General features: G+C 39.0%; 17 protein-coding genes. 15 read left to right on the top strand and 2 right to left on the bottom strand.

The genetic code is table 11. The annotated features are described in order from the left end of the window. The first annotated feature begins 185 nt into the window (after window positions 1–185). From BCU84_RS12420 to BCU84_RS12370, 11 genes are all read left to right on the top strand, one after another. Window positions 186–1,667, top strand: coding sequence for a helix-turn-helix domain-containing protein (locus BCU84_RS12420; protein WP_102528402.1), 1,482 nt, complete (start codon window positions 186–188; stop codon window positions 1,665–1,667). Between the two features lie 208 nt (window positions 1,668–1,875). Continuing rightward, on the top strand, window positions 1,876–3,930 hold the full coding sequence (locus BCU84_RS12415; RefSeq protein ID WP_241906425.1) for a TonB-dependent receptor: 2,055 nt from the start codon (window positions 1,876–1,878) through the stop codon (window positions 3,928–3,930). Between the two features lie 3 nt (window positions 3,931–3,933). Then, window positions 3,934–5,346, top strand: coding sequence for an ABC transporter ATP-binding protein (locus BCU84_RS12410; protein ID WP_102528401.1), 1,413 nt, complete (start codon window positions 3,934–3,936; stop codon window positions 5,344–5,346). Further along, window positions 5,343–6,119, top strand: a complete 777-nt coding sequence (locus tag BCU84_RS12405) for an energy-coupling factor transporter transmembrane component T (RefSeq protein WP_241906424.1) — start codon at window positions 5,343–5,345, stop codon at window positions 6,117–6,119. The genes BCU84_RS12410 and BCU84_RS12405 overlap by 4 nt, the downstream gene beginning before the upstream one ends. 26 nt (window positions 6,120–6,145) lie before the next feature. Continuing rightward, a complete protein-coding gene (locus BCU84_RS12400) occupies window positions 6,146–6,691 on the top strand; it encodes a core component of ECF transporter (RefSeq protein WP_102528400.1) in 546 nt (181 codons plus the stop codon). Then, complete coding sequence (locus BCU84_RS12395; protein WP_102528424.1) at window positions 6,691–7,488, top strand: DNA-binding protein; 798 nt, start codon at window positions 6,691–6,693, stop codon at window positions 7,486–7,488. The genes BCU84_RS12400 and BCU84_RS12395 overlap by 1 nt, the downstream gene beginning before the upstream one ends. Before the next feature lie 13 nt (window positions 7,489–7,501). Further along, window positions 7,502–7,756 carry a hypothetical protein gene (locus BCU84_RS12390; RefSeq protein WP_102528399.1) on the top strand — a complete coding sequence of 85 codons (255 nt, stop codon included), beginning with the start codon at window positions 7,502–7,504 and terminating at the stop codon, window positions 7,754–7,756. Window positions 7,757–8,475: 719 nt separating this feature from the next. Further along, window positions 8,476–8,742: a DUF4212 domain-containing protein gene (locus BCU84_RS12385; RefSeq protein ID WP_102528398.1), complete on the top strand. Its 267-nt coding sequence runs from the start codon at window positions 8,476–8,478 to the stop codon at window positions 8,740–8,742. Window positions 8,743–8,752: 10 nt separating this feature from the next. Next, entirely contained in the window at window positions 8,753–10,471 is a 1,719-nt protein-coding gene (locus BCU84_RS12380) for a sodium:solute symporter family protein (protein ID WP_102528397.1), read from the top strand. Window positions 10,472–10,690: 219 nt separating this feature from the next. Continuing rightward, on the top strand, window positions 10,691–12,565 hold the full coding sequence (locus BCU84_RS12375; protein WP_102528396.1) for a DUF294 nucleotidyltransferase-like domain-containing protein: 1,875 nt from the start codon (window positions 10,691–10,693) through the stop codon (window positions 12,563–12,565). Window positions 12,566–12,607: 42 nt separating this feature from the next. Further along, a complete protein-coding gene (locus BCU84_RS12370) occupies window positions 12,608–13,258 on the top strand; it encodes a 3'-5' exonuclease (protein WP_102528423.1) in 651 nt (216 codons plus the stop codon). Between the two features lie 89 nt (window positions 13,259–13,347). Here the strand turns inward: BCU84_RS12370 and BCU84_RS12365 are convergent, their stop codons facing one another. Further along, window positions 13,348–14,418 (bottom strand): ketoacyl-ACP synthase III, encoded by a 1,071-nt coding sequence (locus BCU84_RS12365; RefSeq protein WP_102528395.1) that lies wholly within the window; start codon window positions 14,416–14,418, stop codon window positions 13,348–13,350. Window positions 14,419–14,473: 55 nt separating this feature from the next. Then, window positions 14,474–15,148: a GntR family transcriptional regulator gene (locus BCU84_RS12360; RefSeq protein ID WP_102528394.1), complete on the bottom strand. Its 675-nt coding sequence runs from the start codon at window positions 15,146–15,148 to the stop codon at window positions 14,474–14,476. Window positions 15,149–15,306: 158 nt separating this feature from the next. Between BCU84_RS12360 and gmhB the strand changes: the two genes are divergently transcribed. From gmhB to BCU84_RS12340, 4 genes are all read left to right on the top strand, one after another. After that, window positions 15,307–15,861 (top strand): D-glycero-beta-D-manno-heptose 1,7-bisphosphate 7-phosphatase, encoded by a 555-nt coding sequence (gmhB, locus tag BCU84_RS12355; protein ID WP_102528393.1) that lies wholly within the window; start codon window positions 15,307–15,309, stop codon window positions 15,859–15,861. Between the two features lie 133 nt (window positions 15,862–15,994). After that, window positions 15,995–17,920, top strand: a complete 1,926-nt coding sequence (locus BCU84_RS12350) for a hypothetical protein (RefSeq protein WP_102528392.1) — start codon at window positions 15,995–15,997, stop codon at window positions 17,918–17,920. Between the two features lie 48 nt (window positions 17,921–17,968). Continuing rightward, window positions 17,969–20,437 carry a hypothetical protein gene (locus tag BCU84_RS12345; protein ID WP_102528391.1) on the top strand — a complete coding sequence of 823 codons (2,469 nt, stop codon included), beginning with the start codon at window positions 17,969–17,971 and terminating at the stop codon, window positions 20,435–20,437. Window positions 20,438–20,475: 38 nt separating this feature from the next. Next, window positions 20,476–21,345 (top strand): toll/interleukin-1 receptor domain-containing protein, encoded by an 870-nt coding sequence (locus BCU84_RS12340; protein WP_102528390.1) that lies wholly within the window; start codon window positions 20,476–20,478, stop codon window positions 21,343–21,345. Window positions 21,346–21,547 lie beyond the last annotated feature (202 nt).

The raw sequence follows: 21,547 nt of genomic DNA, 5'->3' as shown, positions 1-21,547 counted from the left end.
GTCGACATAAGTTAGTGTAATTATTGCCGTTTAACTTGCAAATGAACTTATCAGCAAAAGTTAATATTTGTGGGCAATGTTGGATTTTTGCTACTTGTATTTAGCCTATGCTTTGAGATGATACTTGCATAAACTTTTTTTGATAATAGATCTCATTTAATGACTTATGCTTGTGGTACCAGCTAATGAATAAGGCAAACTTAACTGACCATAGCTTTGGTGCTAATGTTTCAGGTGTGATAAGTGCAAAGTTAGATGCAGCAGTCTTAGTGATAGAGCCGGATTTAAGTGTATGGCAAAAAATGGCCCCCACCTTGTCTCAGTATTTTGGCTTAGTTCAACATGCTAGAACGGTAGAATTAGCGGTAGTCTGTTATAGACGATTTAATTTTCATTTAACTATTATTGATATTAAGCAAGTTGACACATTTGCCAAAGTGTTAGCAAGTAGACATCAACCACAATATGTTGCTTATTTAAGCGAACCAGATTTTATAGAACCAAAGTCTATAGAACCAGCTCCTATCGAACTAGAGCCTATCTATCCCCAAAACTTCATGGTGTTAAGCCGTACATTTGAAGCAGAGAACTTGCTGGCCATGATGCAGGTTGGTGCAAGAGATTGGATTAATAAACCGGTTCAGACGTCGCAACTTGAGCGTGTGTTATCACGTTGGGCGCTTACTCAGCCTAATACCTTATCAAATTCAGATTGTTTTACCTCGAAACAAACTAGCGCAAGTCTGCCTAATGTTGAACTGTCTTTATGCATCGGTGACAGCAAAGCGGCGCAAGATTTGAAGGCAAACTTGTACCATGCAAGCTTAAGTCGCAGTCCTTTATTGATTGAAGGTCAATCAGGTACAGGTAAAAAATTGGCTGTTAGGCAGCTATTGTTATTATCTCAAACCCCAAGCGGGCGAGTGAATATAGATTGTCGAGGTGAGTTATTACATAAGTTAAATAATGAACTTATCTGCGACAATAATGAGATTACTTTCATTGTACTGGGCCATTTAGACGAGATTTCAATTGAAGGTCAAATTGCCTTGATGCAATGGTTAGACACGATACCGCTGAATCAATCCAAAGTAAGATTGGTGAGTTTAAGCTGTACTTCCTTGTTAAAGCGCGTTCAAAATGGTGTCTTTTCATCAGAGTTGTATTTTAAACTTGCAGGGTTAACCATAGAAATCCCATTACTACACCAGCGTAGTGAAGATATTGTCCTATTGGTCAAGTTATTTGCCAATCAATTGATGACTAATCGTGAAAGTTGTCGAGTAGATTTACTCAATCGTTATCAAAGCTGGCGAGTGACAGATTTCCAAAGCCTGACGGAATATGGCTGGCCGGGAAACATTCAACAACTTAAGAATGCGGTAGAACAATGCTTATTGATGGATTTGTTACCCAATGAATATTTTAAGCAAAGCGCCCAAACGGATTGTCAGCAAACAGAAGCTAAAGCCAGTGATGGACCGAATAATGGGAATCAACACTTTTTCCCTATTGAATGGGACGTTAAGCAAATAGAAAAAGCCCATATATTACGTGTTATGAAACTTTACCAGGGTAATAGACAACTTGCGGCAAAACATTTAAACATATCTCGTAAAACCATCGATAGAAAGATAACGGAATGGACTGATGAAGTGATGCATTAGTTTGGGTTACATTATCTTTATTTAAGCATTTGTTATTTTTTGAACATGATTAAAGGACATTTTGTCCTTTTTTTGTTTTTTAATTTCCATTTTATTAGCTTTTGTCGTGTCTGTAGTAGTTTTAATGCCTCTTTGTTGAGCTTTATCTGAGTGGACGTAACAATGTTCGCAATCAAATGAGATTGCACAATTAGGACGTTGTTACACAATGAATATGATCAAGTCTGCGCATAAACCACTGCACTTTTCGATACTTTCCCTAGCTGTTTTAGCGAGCTTTACCCTTCATGCTGAAAGCTTTGAAAGAGATCCTTTATTAAAAATCCAAGAAGTGATTGTTGTGAAGGGAGAAGGACCAACAGCTGCTGAAGCATCTATGACTCACTGGAATATTTCCCGAGAAGAGATTGAAGCATCTGGTGTGCAAAGTCTTGATTTGCTGTTAGCTAATGTACCCGGAATATACGTACGAGTTGGCGGTCAAGGCACCCCGAGAGTAGATATTCGTGGATTTAAAGCGCGTCATGTTATTTATCTTATCAACGGAGTGCCTGCAAATGATGCTGAAGATGGTCAGTTTGATCCCAGTGTCATTCCTGCCTCACAAATAGAGTCTGTTGAAGTTTCAGTCGGCCCTTCATCAGTCTTGTATGGTCCTGGTGGCGCAGGAGGTGTGATCAACATTATCACCAGACAAGGTGATAGTGCGCCGAGTGTGTCAGGCAATATTGAGTTTGCTGAAAATGACACCTTTAATGGCAACATCAATTTAGCGGGCAGCGGCGAAAAGTGGCAAGGATTTATGAGTTACAACCGTCAGCAAACAGATGGTTTCCCTGTGTCATCAGATTTAGAAGACACAGATGAACAATCTGGTGATACTCGCTTAAATTCAGATAAAACCTTGGATAATTTCTATGCCCAAGGCAGCTACTTTGTCTCTGACGATACTATGTTAACCGCTAATCTAAACTATAAATCTGGAAGCTGGGGCAAACCGAGTGTCGATGGCTCTGGCACGAATAAATCAAAATATGAACGTGTTGATGACTTTGAAAGCACCATCATGCAGTTAGGTTTCGCCCATAAATTTTCGGATACTTTAGCGTTACGTGGCTACGGCTACCACAATGAGAGTCAGGTCTTTGAAACCGCATATATCAGCAGTGATTACAGCGATATTTCTTCAACTCAAGACGGCATATCCACAGTTCAAGGTGGTAATTTACAACTGATTGCCGATTTTGACACTGCGGGTTTATTAACAGGCTCAATTATCAGTGAAAAACAAAGCTGGGAGTCGGTAAACTTTGAAGCTGAAAGCGACACTAATACAGCATCTAGTGGTTCTGGTTCAGGATCGGGTTCAGGCTCGGGTTCGGGAGGTGGCTCTGGTGGCGGTTCAGGTTCTGGCTCAAGTGATGACTTTAATAAAGATGGCTGGCTGAATACTTTAGCTGTTGAGTATCAGTATCAACATAATGATCACTATGGTGTGACTATTGGTGGTGCTGCTCATAGTCAGGAACGTGACGAAGGTGACGACACCAACTACTCAGCCCAAATCTCTAGTTATTGGCGAGTAGCAGAAGATAGCAAATTACACGCAGGTATTGCCCGTAAAGTACGTTTCGCTTCATTGAGAAACCTCTATTCTCAATCATCTGGTAATAGCGACCTTGAACCAGAAGAATCAGCCCATTTTGAATTAGGCCTAAATCAAGGTTTTGCCTATAACACCAGTATGGATATCACCGGTTACTATACTGACGCTGAGAATTACATTGCTAAAGATGCTGATGGCGTTTATCAAAACATCAGTAACTACGCTTTTAAAGGGGTGGATTTTTCAGTTAAAAATGAATACTTCGATGTTCTAGATCTAACGGTCTCTTATAGCTACTTAGACTCAGAAGATTCAGATAATGATGTCATGAGCGAATTAGAATACCGACCAAAACATCAGTTTAGATTTCAGGGCGCATACCAATTTGATTTTGGTTTAAATGTAAATTTGAATGTTGAGTATATTGCAGATCAAATTTACTACACCAGTGAAAAGGTCGCTGACGAAACCATATCCGTACGAAATGAAGTTGATAACTACACGTTAGTTGATATCAATATTGTTCAACCGTTGATGGTAGATAATTTAGAAGCGTATATCCGTGCGACAAACTTACTCGATGTGAACTACTACCAAAGTGAAGCCTTGCCTCAAGCAGGAAGACAGATCTTTGTTGGTATTAACTGGCAGCTGTAGCTCATGTCGCTATTGGCATTGCATGGGGTGAGTTATCGACACCACTCATCCTCAATTGACTTGTTTAACCAGCTAGACCTTACGGTCGCTGCTGGTGAGTGCCACTGTATTTTGGGCGTCACCGGAGCGGGTAAGTCGACCTTGTTACAGTTAATAGCAATGCCAAATGATGTCGACTTTGACGGTCAAATCATCCATCACCCAAACCTTCGTTTAGGTTTGGTGATGCAAGATCCCAACATTCAGCTTATTCGTGAATCTATTGGCGCTGAAGTGGCTTTTGGATTAGAAAACTTAGCATATTCAGTCAATGAAATGTTTAGCTTAGTGGAACATGCATTAGCCATTGTTGGGCTTGATTTACCATTAGATACCTTAGTTAGTCATCTGTCCTTAGGACAAAAGTATCGCTTGATGTTGGCTTCGCAATTGGTACTTAATCCTAATTTACTCTTGCTCGATGAACCTTGGGCGCAACTAGATAACTCTGGGGTTAGCGAGTTGAACCTGGTGCTTCAGCGTTTAGTCGATTCAGGAGTGAGTGTGATCATGACAGAACATCATGCTGATGCTTTTGCTGAAGTCATTCAGACTTATTGGCTATTAGCACAAGGTCAATTAACTCACGTCGAAGCTGATTCAATTAATACGGTAAGCGCATCTTCAATTCTCAAGAACCAATGTTGTGAACCTGACTTAGATTTTTCAGTTCCAAATACTAACTCCGCTGCCAATACTCAGTCTTTAATTACTGATGAAGTATGTGCAATTGAAAATAGGTTAAGTATTTTCCCCTTAAAAGTTCAGTTTGAAAACCAAACTCCAGTGGTAGAGATTAGAAAAACCTTGCATCTAAATGCAGGAGATATAGTTGGTCTGTTTGGTGAAAACGGAAGCGGTAAGTCGAGCCTGCTTAATCAGATTGCTGGCATTGATGACAGCAATCAAGCGGATATTTTGCTCTTTGGTAAGCCTGCTAAATTTGGCCGTTTTAATAAAGACTTGGGCTTACTGATGCAGCGGCCATCAAGGCAGTTGTTTGAGGTAACGGTTCGACAAGAGTTAGAGTTCAGCTTAAAACGTTTTCACCTTCCGCTATCGAGAGTGAATGAAATACTAGAACAATTAGAAATAAGCCATTTAGCGACTCAGTCTCCGCACAAACTTTCTTATGGCCAGCAACATTTAGTGGCGTTGGCTTCAGTGCTGTGTGTAAAGCCCAAAGTATTGCTACTCGATGATCCATTTGCAGGGCTAGATGAACAATATTTTACCAATATCATTAGCATGTTAACGGCTTTTGCTAGGCACGGTGGCACAATCATAATTACCAGCCATCGACCGATTTTAGAGGCGCAATTGACTCAATATTGGCAAATCAAGAACGGTCAATTAACAACAAAGGCACTGTTATGAGTAAACGGGTTTGCCTTAAAAGCGACGATTCTGATGTCAACAACCTTGATATCACAATGAACAAGAATTTAGGTAAAAAATCGATTAATACACTAAGTAATGTATCAACTAATACATCACCTAATGCATCAAGCTACAAGGCTAGATTAACCGAGTCTAAAAGAAAACGTTGGCTTTGTGGCGTTGCGATTATTTTCAGTATTGTTTTGTCCAGTAGCGCTTTTTTAGTCACCACAGAGCAGCTGGGTTATTTGGCTGTGATTAATTTGGGCTTAATGATACATGCTTGGATTTGTAAAGCGCGATTAAAGCCCCTTGTTAAATTATTTGCTATTCAATCTGTCATCACGGTCAGTTTGTATGCTTTGTTTTATGGCAGCGAAAGAGTACTTGAAGCCTTAATTGTGGTGCTAAGGATTATCCTTGTCATGCTACCAAGCTGGTGGCTTGCGAGTACACAAACAGCGCACCATATGAGTCAAGTTTTGTGCTTATTCCTGCCCAGTAAGTGGGCATTTGTTATCACGACATCGATTAAATTATTACCGTTTATCACACAAGAAGTGAGAGATATTTATCATATTCAGTGCTTACGCGGCGCTCGAATCATGCCTAAAGAGTTAATCAACCCTATTAATTGGATTGAGCTAGTTCGCTGCGTGTTATTTCCTTTACTCATTCAACTGCTGAGCTTGTCAAAACATATCGCTAAATCAGCACAACAAAGACATTTTGATAAGCACAGTAAACACACACATTGGCCATTAAGTTAATTACTACCACTCAAGAGGATTAATCAATGAAGCAAGGCTTCACGTTACACAATGCATTATTCATAGGCTTTTGCGCCACATTATTGGTGGCCATAAAAAGCATGATGCGAATGAAGCTGGGGTTAACCGGTCATTCAATGTTCTTAATCAGCTTGTTTTATCTCGTTTGCTATGGTGCGACAAATAAAGTCGGCAGCATGACCTTATGCGGCTTACTTACAGGGATATTGGCGATGATTTTGGGTGTAGGAAAAGGTGGGCCTTTTATATTACTCAAGTTTGCATTGCCAGCATTAGCAATGGATTTAGCTTTAATCTTTATGGCCAATATGTTCACTTTGCGCTGGCGATGTATTTTACTTGCCATTATCGGCAGCATTGCATGGGCGAGCAAATCTTGGATTCAAAATTTACTGGTTGGAATGGATCCGCAAGTGGCATTTATTCAATTTGGGTTAAGTAGTGTTAAAGGCGGTGTATTTGCAATAGCAGGTGCTTTGCTGGTGCCAGTTATTATTAATCGCCTAGATGCCCATGATTTATTAACAACGAATAAGGCGGCGCATAAATGATCAAGTCTTGGTTAATTTGTATTGATGATACCGATGATATTGGTACTAAAGGCACGGGTGAAATTGCTGAAGAAATAATGGATTTACTGAACTCAAAGGCCTTAGGTGATCATGTGGAAGGTAAAGTGAGGTTAACTTCATCATCAGCATGGGTGACTCGTCATCAGTTGTTTGTGCATCCAGATATTCCTTATACATCTCATAATAGTGCGATGTGTTTTGAAATCTTATCTTCGCTAACACTGGCAGAAATAAAAGATATTTGTGTTATTCATTTAAAAGCTGAAATTGCATTAGCTGCCGATCCTGGGTTGGCTATTATAGAAAAAAGCTTATTAACTACGAGTGCAATTCAACGCTTGATGGCCTTTGGCTTTGAAACAAAGAGGCAAGTCAAAACTAAATCTGATGCTTATGAATTAGCGGCTAACCTAGGGATCGATTTATCGGAGCACGGAGGAACAGGTCAAGGCGTTATCGGTGCTATTGCAGGTATTGGTCTACGTTTATCTGGTCGAGATGGCCGGGTAAAAGGCCAACTTGATGTGGGGTTAACAAATTCCACCAAAGAGCTAATGTTATCAGTACATCAAATCAAAAAACTCACAGGGTTAGATGCGGTCATTGAGCTTAATGGTTTTTTGTTAAACGATGAAGAATCAGTATTGGTGAGCGGAAAAATTAAAGCTGTGCTGCAAAATAACCAGTTTGCACTGCTTGTGTATCAGCACCGAGATGAATTGACAGGCGAGCCGAGTTGGCGCAATGCATTAAAACAGCAATTGAAAAACTATTAACAGTGAGAATGTCATGTCAGAAAAAGCGGAAGGCTTTTCGGATAAAGAAAACTGGTTTTATCAACAGCAGGGAAAATGGCTATTTCGATTTACCAACGAAGATAACCATCACGCTCAACAAGCCGCAAAGCACTGCGTTCAATTCATGGAAGATGATGAAGATGAGATGATTGATGATGAGCTAATAAGTTGCTTCAATTGTATGAAACGTCGCTGGCTAATAGAAGGGTTCGAGTGCAGAGGCTTAGCCAAAAAGGAGAATGTATAAGCGAGCTATAAAGCCTGGTTTTTAATCATAGATACTTAAAAGTTTGTATCTAAAAATTGCATTTAAGATTGAATATAAAATGAGTATCTGGAAATTGAGTCTCATACTCATACTCAAACAAGAAATCAGCGAAATTCGAATTCGAATAACTCGCTGATTATTTCACTGACTGACCACTCACTAAGTCGTAGGCAAACGCTTAGGTTAACACTTAGGTTAACGAATGCTTTTCTTAATTTAGCTCAAAATGAGTGAGAGTGACATGGGTTACTCCCACTTATTAATCGCTGAAAGAGACATCATGATGAGCGAGTTATTACGTTCATTTGAAATTTTCCAACTCACAGTTGTGATGTCTTAACACACTCCTTTCCCATCTTTAACTATGATAACCCTATTACTAGCATCCATTTCCGTACCTTACTTTACAGTGACCTCAGGCTATAAACCTGTTTAGGCAGGGCATCTGATTCATCCAGTAGTTGGCTGTTTATCTTCTTTTTATCACTTTTCTAATTCGACCTTGGTCTAAACCGAGCTAAGTCATTACATTTGTAAATCATTGGTTAAATTGGCGTAAGCTGTTGAATGTATTGCACTATGTGGGATTCAGTTTTAAGTGGTATTTGCCTCTATAGACTAAGGTCGTGATTGTCGTCACATTTTGAGTTGCTAGATTAACTATCGACTTTAAAAATAATTAGCACAGGGGAGTCACAATGGCTTTTGAAAATGAAGACAAGGCAAATGGATATTGGAGCGAAAACTTACGACTAGTTTTAAAACTACTCGCAATTTGGGCGTTTGTATCTTTTGGGTGCGGCATTTTATTAGTGGACGTACTAAACGAAATTACCTTTATGGGGTTTAAATTAGGATTTTGGTTTGCACAACAAGGTGCCATGTACGTGTTTGTTGCACTAATTTTTGTGTATGTAGCGAAAGCGAATGCTTTAGATAAAAAATATAACGTACACGAAGACTAAGGAATAAATCATGGATGTTCAAACGTTAACTTATCTCATTGTTGGGGTCACATTTGCCCTATATATCGGTATTGCCATTTGGTCTCGTGCTGGTTCAACTAAAGAATTCTATGTTGCTGGTGGTGGGGTTCCACCCGTAATGAATGGTATGGCAACGGCAGCCGATTGGATGTCAGCGGCATCATTTATCTCGCTTGCAGGTATTGTGTCTTTTACAGGTTATGACGGCTCAGTTTATTTAATGGGTTGGACGGGGGGTTATGTTCTGCTAGCGCTATGTATGGCTCCTTATCTTCGTAAGTTTGGTAAGTTTACTGTGCCAGACTTTATCGGTGACCGTTACTACTCACAAGCTGCACGTACAGTTGCTGTCATGTGTGCCATCTTTATCTGTTTTACTTATATTGCAGGTCAAATGCGTGGCGTAGGTGTGGTGTTCTCCCGCTTCTTAGAGGTAGATGTAGAAACCGGCGTATATATTGGTATGGCTGTGGTGTTCTTCTATGCGGTATTAGGCGGCATGAAAGGAATTACCTACACGCAGGTTGCTCAATATTGTGTGTTGATTTTCGCCTTCATGGTGCCAGCAATTTTCATCTCAGTGATGATGACAGGTCATATTTTACCACAAATCGGCTTTGGTGCTGAAATGGTGGATGCCGCAGGTAATGGCACGGGGGTGTACTTACTTGATAAGCTCGACGGATTGTCGGCAGAGCTTGGATTTGCCCAGTATACCGAAGGCTCAAAGAGCATGATTGATGTGTTCTTTATCACGGGTGCATTAATGTTTGGTACGGCTGGTTTGCCTCACGTTATTGTTCGCTTCTTTACTGTACCTCGTGTGAAAGATGCACGTGTATCAGCGGGTTGGGCATTAGTCTTTATTGCTATTATGTATACTACTGTTCCTGCTCTAGCGGCTTTCTCTCGTGTAAATATGATTGAAACCATTAATGGACCAGACTCTACAGGTGTATCTTATGAGGCTGCGCCTGAGTGGATTAAGAACTGGGAAAAAACAGGTTTAATTACTTGGGATGATAAAAACGGTGACGGTAACATCTATTACACCAATGGCGATGCCAATGAAATGAAGATTGACCGCGATATCATGGTACTAGCGACGCCTGAGATTGCCTCTTTACCAGCATGGGTTATTGCACTGGTTGCAGCGGGTGGTTTAGCGGCAGCACTTTCAACTTCAGCAGGTTTGTTATTGGTTATTTCAACTTCAGTCTCACATGATTTATTGAAGAAGAATTTAATGCCAGATATTTCTGATAAAGAGGAGCTGAAATACGCCCGTATTGCCGCAGGTTTAGGTGTTGTAATGGCGGGTTATTTTGGGATTAATCCTCCAGGATTTGTGGCTGCGGTGGTGGCGATTGCATTCGGTCTTGCTGCATCATCACTGTTCCCAGCGATTATCATGGGTATCTTCTCTAAAACAGTGAATAAAGAAGGCGCGATTGCCGGTATGTTGTCTGGTCTATTTTGTACCGCGGCTTATATTATTTACTTTAAGTTTGTTAATCCAAGTGCCAACGTTAGCGATAACTGGTTCTTAGGTATCTCACCAGAAGGTTTTGGTTTGGTCGGTATGTTCATTAACTTTGGTGTTGCATTTGCAGTGACTAAAGTGACTAAGAAAATTCCTGATGATGTGGTTGCAATGGTTGAATCTATTCGTTTCCCTAAAGGATCAGGTGAAGCACAAGATCATTAATCATGATGCATGAGTTGATAATACTCACTCATTAAAAAGAGCGCCTCGGCGCTCTTTTTGTTTTTGAAAACTTGATGATTATTCATAACATCGCACTCGTTATCTCTAACCTTATCACTAACCTTAAGTCGAATAGTGCTCAATTAAACAATTCCGTATAGTTCAATATAACAAGGTCTATCAATACCCTGACAAATTGAGTTTTCTGATGAGGCTAATATGAAAGATGATAGCGAGCTTCAACCAATACAACAGTTTATTTCCGCATTAGTGCCATTTGATTCACTCTCCGATTCAAGTTTAGTCAGGTGTTGCCAGCAATTAACCATCGGCTATTACAGTAAAACGAGCAAAGTCGTACCTTTAGATGAAAGTCACCCGCAATTATACATTGTCAGAAGTGGTGCGTTTGAAGTCAGAGATGAGCAGGGGGAATTGCTTGATAGGTTAGGCGAAGGTGATTACTTTGGCTTTCCATCATTGTTGTCAGGTGAAAAAGTCAGTAATCAGGTGCAAATCCTAGAAGATAGTCTTGTTTATCACCTTGATCCAGACACATTCAATTATTTAAGAAGTGAAAGCAGAGTCTTTGATCGGTTTTTTAATCGTGCATTTGCAAAAAGAATGCGTCACCAAGCGAGGTTTAAAGCCAAAGACTTAACCACTACCAATCGGGTTAATAGCCTGATGTCAGTTGATCCCTTAACGATTGATTGCCATGCCAGTGTAAGTGATGCGGCTAAAAAAATGCGTCTGGCAAGAGTGTCATCAGTACTAGTGATAGATAATCATAAATTAATTGGCATTTTAACTGATAGAGATTTACGTAACCGTGTATTAGCTGAAGGTTTCGATGGCAGTTTAGCAGTGCATCAAGCAATGACAACTAATCCTAAAAGGCTATCGGCAAACGCATTAGTGTTTGAAGCGATGCTTTTAATGAGTGAGCATGGAATACACCATTTACCTATCATGGCTGAAACCCCCATTGATGATAACACTGAAGCGCCTGCAGTTGGGATGCTGACCAGTACCGATATTCTGCGTGGCCAAAGCTCGCAACCTTTATTGCTCATTGGGGAAATTGAAAGACAGCAAGATATTGATAGTTTGATTAATGTCAGTAAACAAATCCCAGTATTACTGCAAAACCTGATCAGTGCGGATGCAAGGGCTGAAGAAGTTGGCCGAGTATTAACGTCGGTAACGGATGCGTTAACTCGACGTTTGATCATTCTAAATCAACAAATACTAGGAGCAGCGCCAATGGCTTTTTGTTGGTTAGCTTTTGGTTCTCAAGGAAGACAAGATCAAGCAGCATGTAGCGACCAAGATAATGGTTTACTGCTTGCTCATGAACCCGATGAACATGCTAAAGGTTATTTCAATGCTTTATCCCATGCTGTGTGTGAAGGTCTTGATAAGTGTGGCTATATTTATTGCCCAGGCGATATTATGGCGCAAAATCCGAAATGGCGATTATCACTTGATAAATGGCAGCGTCATTTCGAAAGTTGGTTAAATGCACCTGAGCCTAAGGCATTGATGCATGCAAGTATCTTTTTTGATATGCGTGCGGTGTATGGCCCTCAAAACTTATTCGAGCAATTACAAAACCATGTGCTTGAGCGCACTAAAGATAATGACATTTTCCTTGCTGGAATGGCGGGTAACTCTCTGGTTGAATCGCCGCCATTAGGGTTCTTTAGAAAATTCGTACTTGAGCGTGATGGTAGTGAAGTAAAAGGGATGGACTTAAAGCATAAAGGCGTAGCGTTAATTAATGATATTGCTCGCGTGTATGCATTAAGCGCTGGGATAACTGAAGTGAATACCCCAAAGCGTATTCGGGCTTTGATGGACGCGAATATTATTAATCGTAAAGATGCGTTAAACCTTGCAGATGCGCATGAATTTATTGCACATATGCGCCTTGCTAATCAGGGCGAACAATATACCAGTCAGCAAGATGTGACGAATTACTTAAAGCCTCAACAGATGTCTTCGCTTATACGGCACCAACTACGGGATGCCTTTAAAGTGGTTCATGACGCGCAATCTGGTTTGCGAATGAAATTTATGCGGAGCTATTAATCTGTGAACGAATTATGGCTAAAAGCGCGATTGTATTATGAAATGTTTGGCCAAAGTGATCTGTTATCTGAATACCAACAGGCTTACTTGAGTGTGATTAATAAGCCAATAACATCAGCACCATTAATGGCTATCGATCTTGAAATGACAGGACTCGATCCTCAACAAGACCAAATCATCAGTATTGGTATCGTTCCCATTGAGCCAAGCTCAATGCCATTATCGATTCCATTAGCCAAAGCGCAGCAGATCATGATTAATATTGACGGCAGTGTCGGTCAAAGTGCTGCGGTACACGGTATTGTTGATCATCATTTATCTAGCGCGTTAACATTAACCCAAGCCATGGAATGGTTTGTTGAGAAAACCAAAGGACATTTACTCGTGGCACACCATGCGCCCATGGATATTGGTTTTTTACAATCCCATTTATATAAAACCAACGGTAGAGCTATAAAGCTTCCTTTTATCGATACGCTGGCACTAGAGAAACAGCGATTACTGCGTCAACATGATGTATTGAAAGAGGGGAGTTTGCGTTTAGATGCCTGTAGGCAGCGCTATGGTTTACCGACATATTCAGGACATGATGCACTGACAGATGCATTGGCTTGTGCTGAATTGTTTGTTGCACAAGTTAATTCCATTGGCGACATTAATACGCTTTCTGCTGCAGAATTTATATCAATATGAGTGCATTTTCTAATAAGAAGTTGAAGGTTTTTGGGTATAAAAAAACCAGCATTAAGCTGGTTTCTTATTATTGAAAACCGCTGTAGCGACTACTTACGATTAGTAAAGAAATCCACAGCAGGTTTAATCAACTCTAATGCCGACACTTCACATGGTGGAAGCTCAGCTGTTGGCGCATTGATTGGGGTTGTGCGATCGCCCCATTTTAGTAGTAACGCAGCTGATGTAAGTCCAGCGCCAAATGCACAAGATAAAATTGTTTGACCAGAGGTCATTCGACCTTGTTCTAATGCATCACAAATCGCGATTGGAATCGTCGCTGCAGATGTGTTGCCATAATTAGCGATGTTAACAAAAGCTTTTTCTTTTGGAATTTTCATGCGGCTAATTAAGGTATCAATAATACGTTCGTTAGCTTGATGTGGAATCACAAGGTCAACATCTTCTTTGCTCATGTTGCAGTTTTCCAGCACCTTAGTACTGAGTCCGCCCATGCCGTGAATAGCACGCTTAAAGACTTCTTGACCATTTAAATTAATAAAGAAATCTAAAGAAGATGAGTCAAATCGATCCATCTGAGTACCGAAACCCGAAGACAAAATGTCACGTGCAGCTGGGTCATTATTCAGCTCATAGCCTAATACGCCACCAGGTTCATTACTTGCTTCAATCACAACCGCGCCTGCGCCGTCACCAAATAAGACTGCAGTTTCACGTCGAGACCAATCTAAATAAAAAGATAAGCGTTCAGCGCCAATCACCAAAATTTTCTTGTTTTGGCCGCTTTTTATCATAGAGCTACCCATACCAAGGGCATATAAGAAACCACTACATGCAGCATTGATATCAAATGCGCCACAGGTTGCGCCAACATTAGCTTGGACAGTAGAAGCAATATTTGGAATAAGCGTATCAGGACTTGCAGTAGCAAGAATGATTAAATCTAATTCACTACCATCAATGCCTGCAGCTAATAATGCATTTTGCGCAGCAACAGTGGCAAGTTCAGATGTGTTCACATGACTGATATGTCTTTCACTGATGCCAGTACGAGTTTTAATCCACTCATCTGACGTTTCCATAAAGGTGGCTAAGTCGTCATTGGTCAACTTTGCTGGTGGGACACATTTTCCCCACCCGGTAATATGAGCATACTGCATGTGTTTATCTCTCAAATAAAAATTAAATTGTTTTTAAAACGACACTAAAATAGTGTTATTCATCGATTTGTTGAATAACTAATTTTTTTATCGCTTTTGCGGCATGTAAAATATGCTCTCGCAAAAGCTGGGTCGCTTTATCGATATCTTTGTTTTTGCATAACTCGAATAATTCGCGGTGTTGTTTTTCCGCAGTTGGGATCCCACCGGTTAATAATAGCTGCAAACGAATATAACGATCGCAATTAGTGTTCAATCCATGGACGACTTCGAGTGTATGTGGTTTGTTCGCGGCTTCGTATAAACAGGTATGAAACTGAGTATTGAGTTCGCTCCATGTTGCCACGGAGTCTTGTAACTTTAATGCCGACTCTAATTGAGCTAGTACTTTGTTAGCTTTATCGAAGTCTTCTTCTTGCAAGTTAGGAATAGCCTTTGCAAGTAAGTCTGTTTCAATCATAACCCTTAATTCAAATAATTCTGTGACTTGCTCTACAGAAAGTTCAGTCGCAGTTGCACCTTTATGCGCTTCAAATTTAACTAAGCCCTCGGCTTCTAGTTGAACTAATGCTTCACGTACCGGAATACGGCTTACATTGAGCTGCTCAGCAATAGCTGATTGTCTTAGAGGTTCGCCTGCTTTTATATAACCAGACAAAATGCGTTCTCTAAGTACTTCAACAACCGCCTGAGTGCGTGTTTTATGAATTATTGGTTTTATTTGACTCATTACTTCTTATATAAGTGTCACAAAATATCTACGGAAGGGTAACCTTTACTGCACGCATTATAAAGTACAACAGTAAAAAATGTTCCTTTTATAATACAAGTGCATAATTTTCTCAGTAATGGGATAATCGCAATAATAAAGAATTTTGGAGTGGTATCGTGGATAAAGCCGTTTTTTTAGATCGTGACGGAGTCATTAATGTTGATAAGGGATATGTTCACCTTGTCGATGACTTTGAGTATATAGAGGGCGTTTTCGAAGCTTGTTTAGCATTTAAAGAAATGGGCTACAAGATCGTTGTTGTCACTAATCAGTCTGGTATTGCGCGTGGAATGTATTCAGAAGATGATTTTCACCATTTAACAGAATGGATGGATTGGAACTTTGCAGATAAAGGTGTCGATTTAGATGGTATCTACTATTGTCCACATCATCCAGTTAAAGGCATAGGGGATTACAAACAAGATTGTGATTGTCGTAAGCCTAAACCTGGCATGTTATTAGATGCAGCAAAGTTTTTAAAAATTGATATGGCTAACTCTATTATGGTTGGTGATAAAGCTGACGATATTCGCGCTGCAAAAGCTGCTGGTATTAATACCGCTATATTGGTACGAAGCGGCAAAGTTGTCGATGAAGCAGGAATTGAGCTTGCGACAGTAGTTGTAGATAGCATTGCGGATGTAGCATCATTTATACAAAATAACACTTAAACCAACTTGTAAAAGCCCTTGTTTCTTTGTGTTTTTTTTGGGTGATTTGTTGATTTTTTTGAAGTGGGCGGTTTAAATATTGATGGTGTAAGTGTAACATCTTCCTATGTTTAATAGGGATATGAGAACTAGCATGGCTTTAAGTCGTCGCCATTTATTATCAAATTTACCATTTATTATTGGCTTCAGTGGGCATCGAGATATATTTCATGCGGATGAATCCATAGATTGTAATAAAAATATAAAAGAACAAGTTCGCTCGGTGATATTGCATTGGTTTAATCATCTAAATCCAACATCACATCATAACGCTTCAAATGAAATTACTACTCCAATCTGGATTTTAACCGGACTGGCGGAAGGCGCAGACTTACTCGCCATTGAAGTAGCTTTAGAGCTACAGACTGAGCTAGGTAATGATGCTATTCGTGTCATTGGTTGTTTACCTATGCCGCTGGAAAATTTCAAACAGGATTTCGAGTTTGAGTCTGATAATAGCTTAATATCGATTGAGCAATTCAACTTTCTTGTAAATGAGTTAAGACAGCCTTATAACGAGCTGATAGAAGTAAAACATGCTTTAACTGATGACGAAATGCATCAGGCTGTAAATGATGTTAACTATGGTAGCCTTAGGAATAGTTTATATCTTAATCAAGGTCTTTTTATTGCAAAGTATTGCAATGTATTAGTTGCATTGTGGGATGGAAAAAAAGCACAAGGCACAGGCGGTACTGCTGACGTGGTCCGATACAAGTTGGGCTTTGATATCCAATGGCCATCAGGTACGGAACACTCAGCACTACAAGCAATATCAGAGTTTGACGGTCAGACGGCCGGACTTGTGCACCATTTGCCTACAGTACGCTTAAAAAACACTTCCGTTCAGAATGAAAATCAAAGTGTAATAATTGATACCCTAAGTGCAGATGATCAGGTATTGATTAATTATGAACCTCCCATTGGTAAATTATATTCCTATCATTATGAACAAAATGGTCAGCAAAGTGAGTTGACTTGCTTTATTTCAAAAGAATTCAATACGTTAGTTAATGAGCTGAAGTATTTTAATGAGTTTAGTGCTAACAAACTGTCAGAAATAACTGAACCTACCTATAAGTCACCACATAAATCAGGTTTATCTGTGTCTCAGCCAATCTTCGAAGCTGCCGACAACATCGCTCTTAAAGCTCAAACGAGTTATCGCAGTCTCGTTAAGTGGTTTTTTATATTCGCAATACCTGGTTTTGCTTGTTATGAAATCGCGGGTAATTTCGTTAATTCAATTACGGGTTCAACAATCATATCTGTCACATTATTGGCTATTGTTGCTTGTTCGCTAATTGTAACATTCGCAGCTAAACGAAACTTAAAATGGAAATATCAATTAGCTCGCGGAGTCGCTGAAGGCATCAGGATCAGAGGCTTTTTAAATCTTTCTAATATAACTCCGGCTGCAACTTCAATTATTCCGAGACGCTTTCGCAGTTTTTATCCATTATTTAATCATGCTATTTCAGTTGCTGAACTGGATTGGTGGCGCCAAAATGAAGTCGCTACTATGGATGAAATTAATGTCGGTTGGTTAGAAGATCAGCGCCTGTTTTTAAATTCTAAATTACAGCTTAACGCAAGCTCATTAAATGACATTTTGTATAAACGTCCTTTATACGCCAGCAGGTTATTTTCACAGGCAGCAAAAACCTGTTTTAGAGTATCAATTATTTTAGGAGCACTGCTCTTATTATCAATGATTAGTCAACAAGTACTGAAAGTAAATTTGTTCAATGAATCAAACAACTGGTTAATGTTAACTCTACAATACAGTTTAATGACAAGTGGCTTATTTGCTTTATGGAATGAACTTTGTGGTTATGAAGAAACGGCCAAGGGCTATCAAAGTTTATACGAACTTTATTGCCGAGCTCAGTCTTTATTTACTGGCCAAATGTCTCAAGCGAAATCTGTTATGTTGCAAGACTTAGCGAAAGAAGCAATGTTTGAACATGTCAGTTGGTCAAATGCAGAATCAAGTACTGATTTAAAGCAAAAGAAATAATACAAAACAAATAACACAGAAGAATATATTCAATTGGGAACAAGAAGAATGACTCAAGAAATCCAAAAGTATAAAACCCGAACAATAGACGAATTAAAAAAACACAAACAAGTGAAATTAGCTTTTGGTCGTTATCATTTAGAGTGGGATAGCGAAGGTAATTTAACTTGGTTTTGCCAAGAAGAAGATGCAAAGAAAGAAATCAATAGCCATATTGGTAGCATCATTGGCTTAATGGGGTTGGTTAACCAAAAGAATGTATCCCACTTTCTAACCGTAGATGATGCACATACTATATACATTGCCCAAAGCAGAGATGGACGTTTAATTAAACAACTTAACGGCCACGAAGGTCGCATCACTGGTTTACTTGAACTTGTCAATGGTAACTTATTGAGTGTGAGTGATGATGGCACCGTAAAATATTGGGATTTAAAAACCTACAAGTGTATTGCGACATTAGATGTGCATATTAAATCAGTTGACGATATTAAATTTCTTAAAGGGATTGAGCACACATTAATTATAAATGTTGGTAATGATACTCAGCTTTGGTCGCTTAAAGGTGATCTACGCGTTGAATTAAAAGGCCTTAAAGAAGAGATTCGATTCTATGGTCAATTAAAATCTGGTAATTGGCTAGTAAGGCCAATGAAAGGTAATCCAGTTATTTGGTCATCAGATGGCAAGCCGATTTGTAAATTTAAATTTAATTTTTCAGTAAGCAATGGATTTATTGAACTTGAGAATGGCCAGTTGCTAATTAAAGACCAATCAAATGTTTTGCAAATTTGGACTCAGTCAGGGGAACTAGTAGAAAAACATGCAAGTGATAAAGTTATTGCTGAACATTTTGATGACCTTGCAGTAGCTAATTTCGAAACTAATGTCTGGCTGTATCAGCATCGTTCAAGTGATGATTATCCACAAATAACAAATAGCTTTAATTGGTACAACATTGATCCAGATAAAGAAAATTCAGATAAAGAAAAAATAGATAAGCCAAATGAAAATAGCGGCTTTCCTAGATTAGAAAAAGGCGGTACTGTCGAACAGCAGAGGCAAGGCTTAAAATTAAAGCAGGGTTCTGATCAAAGAACTATTTGGGACTTCTTTTTCCGCCCGAATATCCGCAGTATAAAAATGGCTTTACGACAGCAAATTGATACAGCAAGAAGCGCAGAAGAAAATCTAACGAAGCAAAAAGAGCAGGCAGAATTAAAAATAAAAAAACACACGAGTAAACGAAAGTTTGCCAAGTTTGCAGCATTCTTTTTTGCGATACCTACAATATTAATGGGCTTAATAAGTTATTACAGTTATGCCATGCTCGAACCTTCGACGTTAATTACTCATACTGACTCTGCTGTTAACTCAATACTAGGTATGGTTTCCCCAAACGATGCTGGGACTTTTACAATAAACAGTGGGAATATTAGTGAAAGTGCACAACATATCCAAATTGCATTAGCGGGCATAAGTGGCTTTTTATTACTAATGACACTGTCTTGGTTTGGGCGTAATAGAAGCCAAAAAGCAAAACAGCTGGAGAATACCGGTAACTTGCAGCTTATCAATGTAATGATGGAAAACTTTGAAAAGCTAATCAACACAATTAAAAATCATCGAACTAGTATGCTTGAAACTGTTCCTGTGAATAAGAACCCTCGTTTGTTTGCCAGCGCGGATGTACACACCTTGATAGAAAATAAAATAAATAATGAAATTCAACAAATAGCATTACAAAAACTAAAACTTGATGAAAGTGAACTTATTCATAGAGATGGAGGCGCTGTTTTTCAGGATTGGTCGATTATCCAAACTGGTAAGCCAAAGAAAATTAATAGACAAAATGAAGTTTGCGTTCATTTTGATGGCCATGGAAACTTAGTTAGTGCTGTCAGAGTTATTCAATTTATCTTTTTAACAAAAGAACAAGTTAATGTTTTTTATACATATTATGATTTTATTGCAGATAAATTCATAAGAGAAGGGGAAACTGGCTTATCTCTTTTCTATACAGACATCAGTACTGTTATTCGCACCAATGTAGAAAGTAAATTGTTTAAACAGGATCTATCAAATACTGAAATTACGCTTTCGTTAAATAGTGGTAAGAACATTAGTTTAGTCATTCTTAAAGAAGAAAGTGTAAATGCACTATCCAGCGAATTGGTCTCTAATGAAGATGAAGCCGAAGTAATAGAAGAAGTGGATGATGAAGCTTCTTTAGAGCTTGTTCGAACATTACTAGAACAGGAAGAAGCTGAGATAGATACCCAGTTTGAAATAGATCTTCAAACTGCGAAAGAAGATAAAAACGATGAATTAGTTAACCAACTATCTAGGGCACAAGAGCAACTTGTTAATTATGTACAAAAGCAACAAGTGGTTGTTGATAATTATAACTCTGATGAAAGTGTATCTAACATTTCAAAAGATAATCTTGCAGATTTAACATACAGTAATATTAAAACTCAAATTGAAGCTAAGAAAAGTGAAGCTAGAGTGGCTTAATTAACCAAGATTATCATTAATAGAAGAAGTAAAATCAGATGAAAAAAATATTTGTTAGTTACAGCACTAAAGATAATGATGCAGCAAATAAAATTGTTGAAGGTATTAAGCTTGCTGGCCACGATGTATGGTTTGCACCAGATAAAATACTTGGTGGAGATAATTACGCTGAAAATATTGAGCAAGGTATAGAGCAAAGCGAACTGTTTGTGTTGTTAGCCTCTAAACATGCTATCGGAAATAAAGAGTTGAAACTTGAGGGCTCTGAAGAAGTCGCCAATGAAATTCAGCTTGCCAAAAAACATGGTTTGAAAATAGTACCCTTGAAACTGGATAACAGTTTAATTGTAGGAGCATCTGGTGGTAATAATTATCACTTTATTCGCAAACAATGGATAGATGTTGCCGCAGCTTTGGAAAGTGGTGATTTTGATTCGGTAGTGGAACAGATCGTTACCACAGCAGACTCTTTAACATCTAAAAGTATTGACGAAGCTTATATAGAAGAGGCAGAGCTTGCATTACTTGTCGGGGATACTCAACAAGCAATGGATGTTATGGCATTACATAGCTTTTCAAAGAGCAATAGAAGCAGAGCAGAATTTGTTAAGCTTTTAGCCAAATTGCTAAAGTCAGGAGTTAAAGGTTTAGATATCGATAAAGCGAATACGATAGCGACAACCTTACAGCGACTTCGAGATAGCGATATTAAACCAAGTGCTACCTACTTGCTTGCCGTTTTAAATGAGTTCTGTTTCCGGAAAAATGGTTTTAAAACTTCGATTGAGCCTTTCAACTTACTTAAAGACTCAGTAAAGACCCATGAAACAGTACCATTAAAGTACCGAGCTATCATTGATAAACTTTTACCACATGAAAGCCAGTTCGCTGTTGAGTGGTTAATGTAAATATAAACCATAGGGCGTTTAAAGTGACTTAAATCACTTTAAACGCCCTGTTTGTTTGTTATTTGTTCGGTTGAGTGCTTTTTTTTAAATTAATTAATAAAAGCCCTTGCGGGATAAAATCATTTCCCTATAATGCGCAACCACTGACACGGAACAAGGCGTCTAACGCTAGTTACCGAGTCCGCTCTTTAACAATTTATCA

The sequence above is a fragment of the Shewanella sp. 10N.286.51.B7 genome (assembly GCF_002873615.1).
Taxonomy (GTDB): Bacteria; Pseudomonadota; Gammaproteobacteria; order Enterobacterales; family Shewanellaceae; genus Shewanella; species Shewanella electrodiphila.
The sequence above is the reverse complement of the archived record's forward strand: the minus strand, read 5'-3'. Positions and strand labels throughout refer to the sequence as shown.

Excerpts from the sequence above, each read along its gene's own strand:
- BCU84_RS12370 (WP_102528423.1), top strand. The coding sequence starts at position 12,608 with ATGTTTGGCCAAAGTGATCTGTTATCTGAATACCAACAGGCTTACTTG.
- BCU84_RS12420 (WP_102528402.1), top strand. The coding sequence starts at position 186 with ATGAATAAGGCAAACTTAACTGACCATAGCTTTGGTGCTAATGTTTCA.
- BCU84_RS12365 (WP_102528395.1), bottom strand. The coding sequence starts at position 14,418 with ATGCAGTATGCTCATATTACCGGGTGGGGAAAATGTGTCCCACCAGCA.
- BCU84_RS12405 (WP_241906424.1), top strand. The coding sequence starts at position 5,343 with ATGAGTAAACGGGTTTGCCTTAAAAGCGACGATTCTGATGTCAACAAC.
- BCU84_RS12415 (WP_241906425.1), top strand. The coding sequence starts at position 1,876 with ATGAATATGATCAAGTCTGCGCATAAACCACTGCACTTTTCGATACTT.
- BCU84_RS12360 (WP_102528394.1), bottom strand. The coding sequence starts at position 15,148 with ATGAGTCAAATAAAACCAATAATTCATAAAACACGCACTCAGGCGGTT.
- BCU84_RS12380 (WP_102528397.1), top strand. The coding sequence starts at position 8,753 with ATGGATGTTCAAACGTTAACTTATCTCATTGTTGGGGTCACATTTGCC.
- BCU84_RS12375 (WP_102528396.1), top strand. The coding sequence starts at position 10,691 with ATGAAAGATGATAGCGAGCTTCAACCAATACAACAGTTTATTTCCGCA.
- BCU84_RS12390 (WP_102528399.1), top strand. The coding sequence starts at position 7,502 with ATGTCAGAAAAAGCGGAAGGCTTTTCGGATAAAGAAAACTGGTTTTAT.
- BCU84_RS12350 (WP_102528392.1), top strand. The coding sequence starts at position 15,995 with ATGGCTTTAAGTCGTCGCCATTTATTATCAAATTTACCATTTATTATT.
- BCU84_RS12410 (WP_102528401.1), top strand. The coding sequence starts at position 3,934 with ATGTCGCTATTGGCATTGCATGGGGTGAGTTATCGACACCACTCATCC.
- BCU84_RS12345 (WP_102528391.1), top strand. The coding sequence starts at position 17,969 with ATGACTCAAGAAATCCAAAAGTATAAAACCCGAACAATAGACGAATTA.
- BCU84_RS12340 (WP_102528390.1), top strand. The coding sequence starts at position 20,476 with ATGAAAAAAATATTTGTTAGTTACAGCACTAAAGATAATGATGCAGCA.
- BCU84_RS12385 (WP_102528398.1), top strand. The coding sequence starts at position 8,476 with ATGGCTTTTGAAAATGAAGACAAGGCAAATGGATATTGGAGCGAAAAC.
- BCU84_RS12400 (WP_102528400.1), top strand. The coding sequence starts at position 6,146 with ATGAAGCAAGGCTTCACGTTACACAATGCATTATTCATAGGCTTTTGC.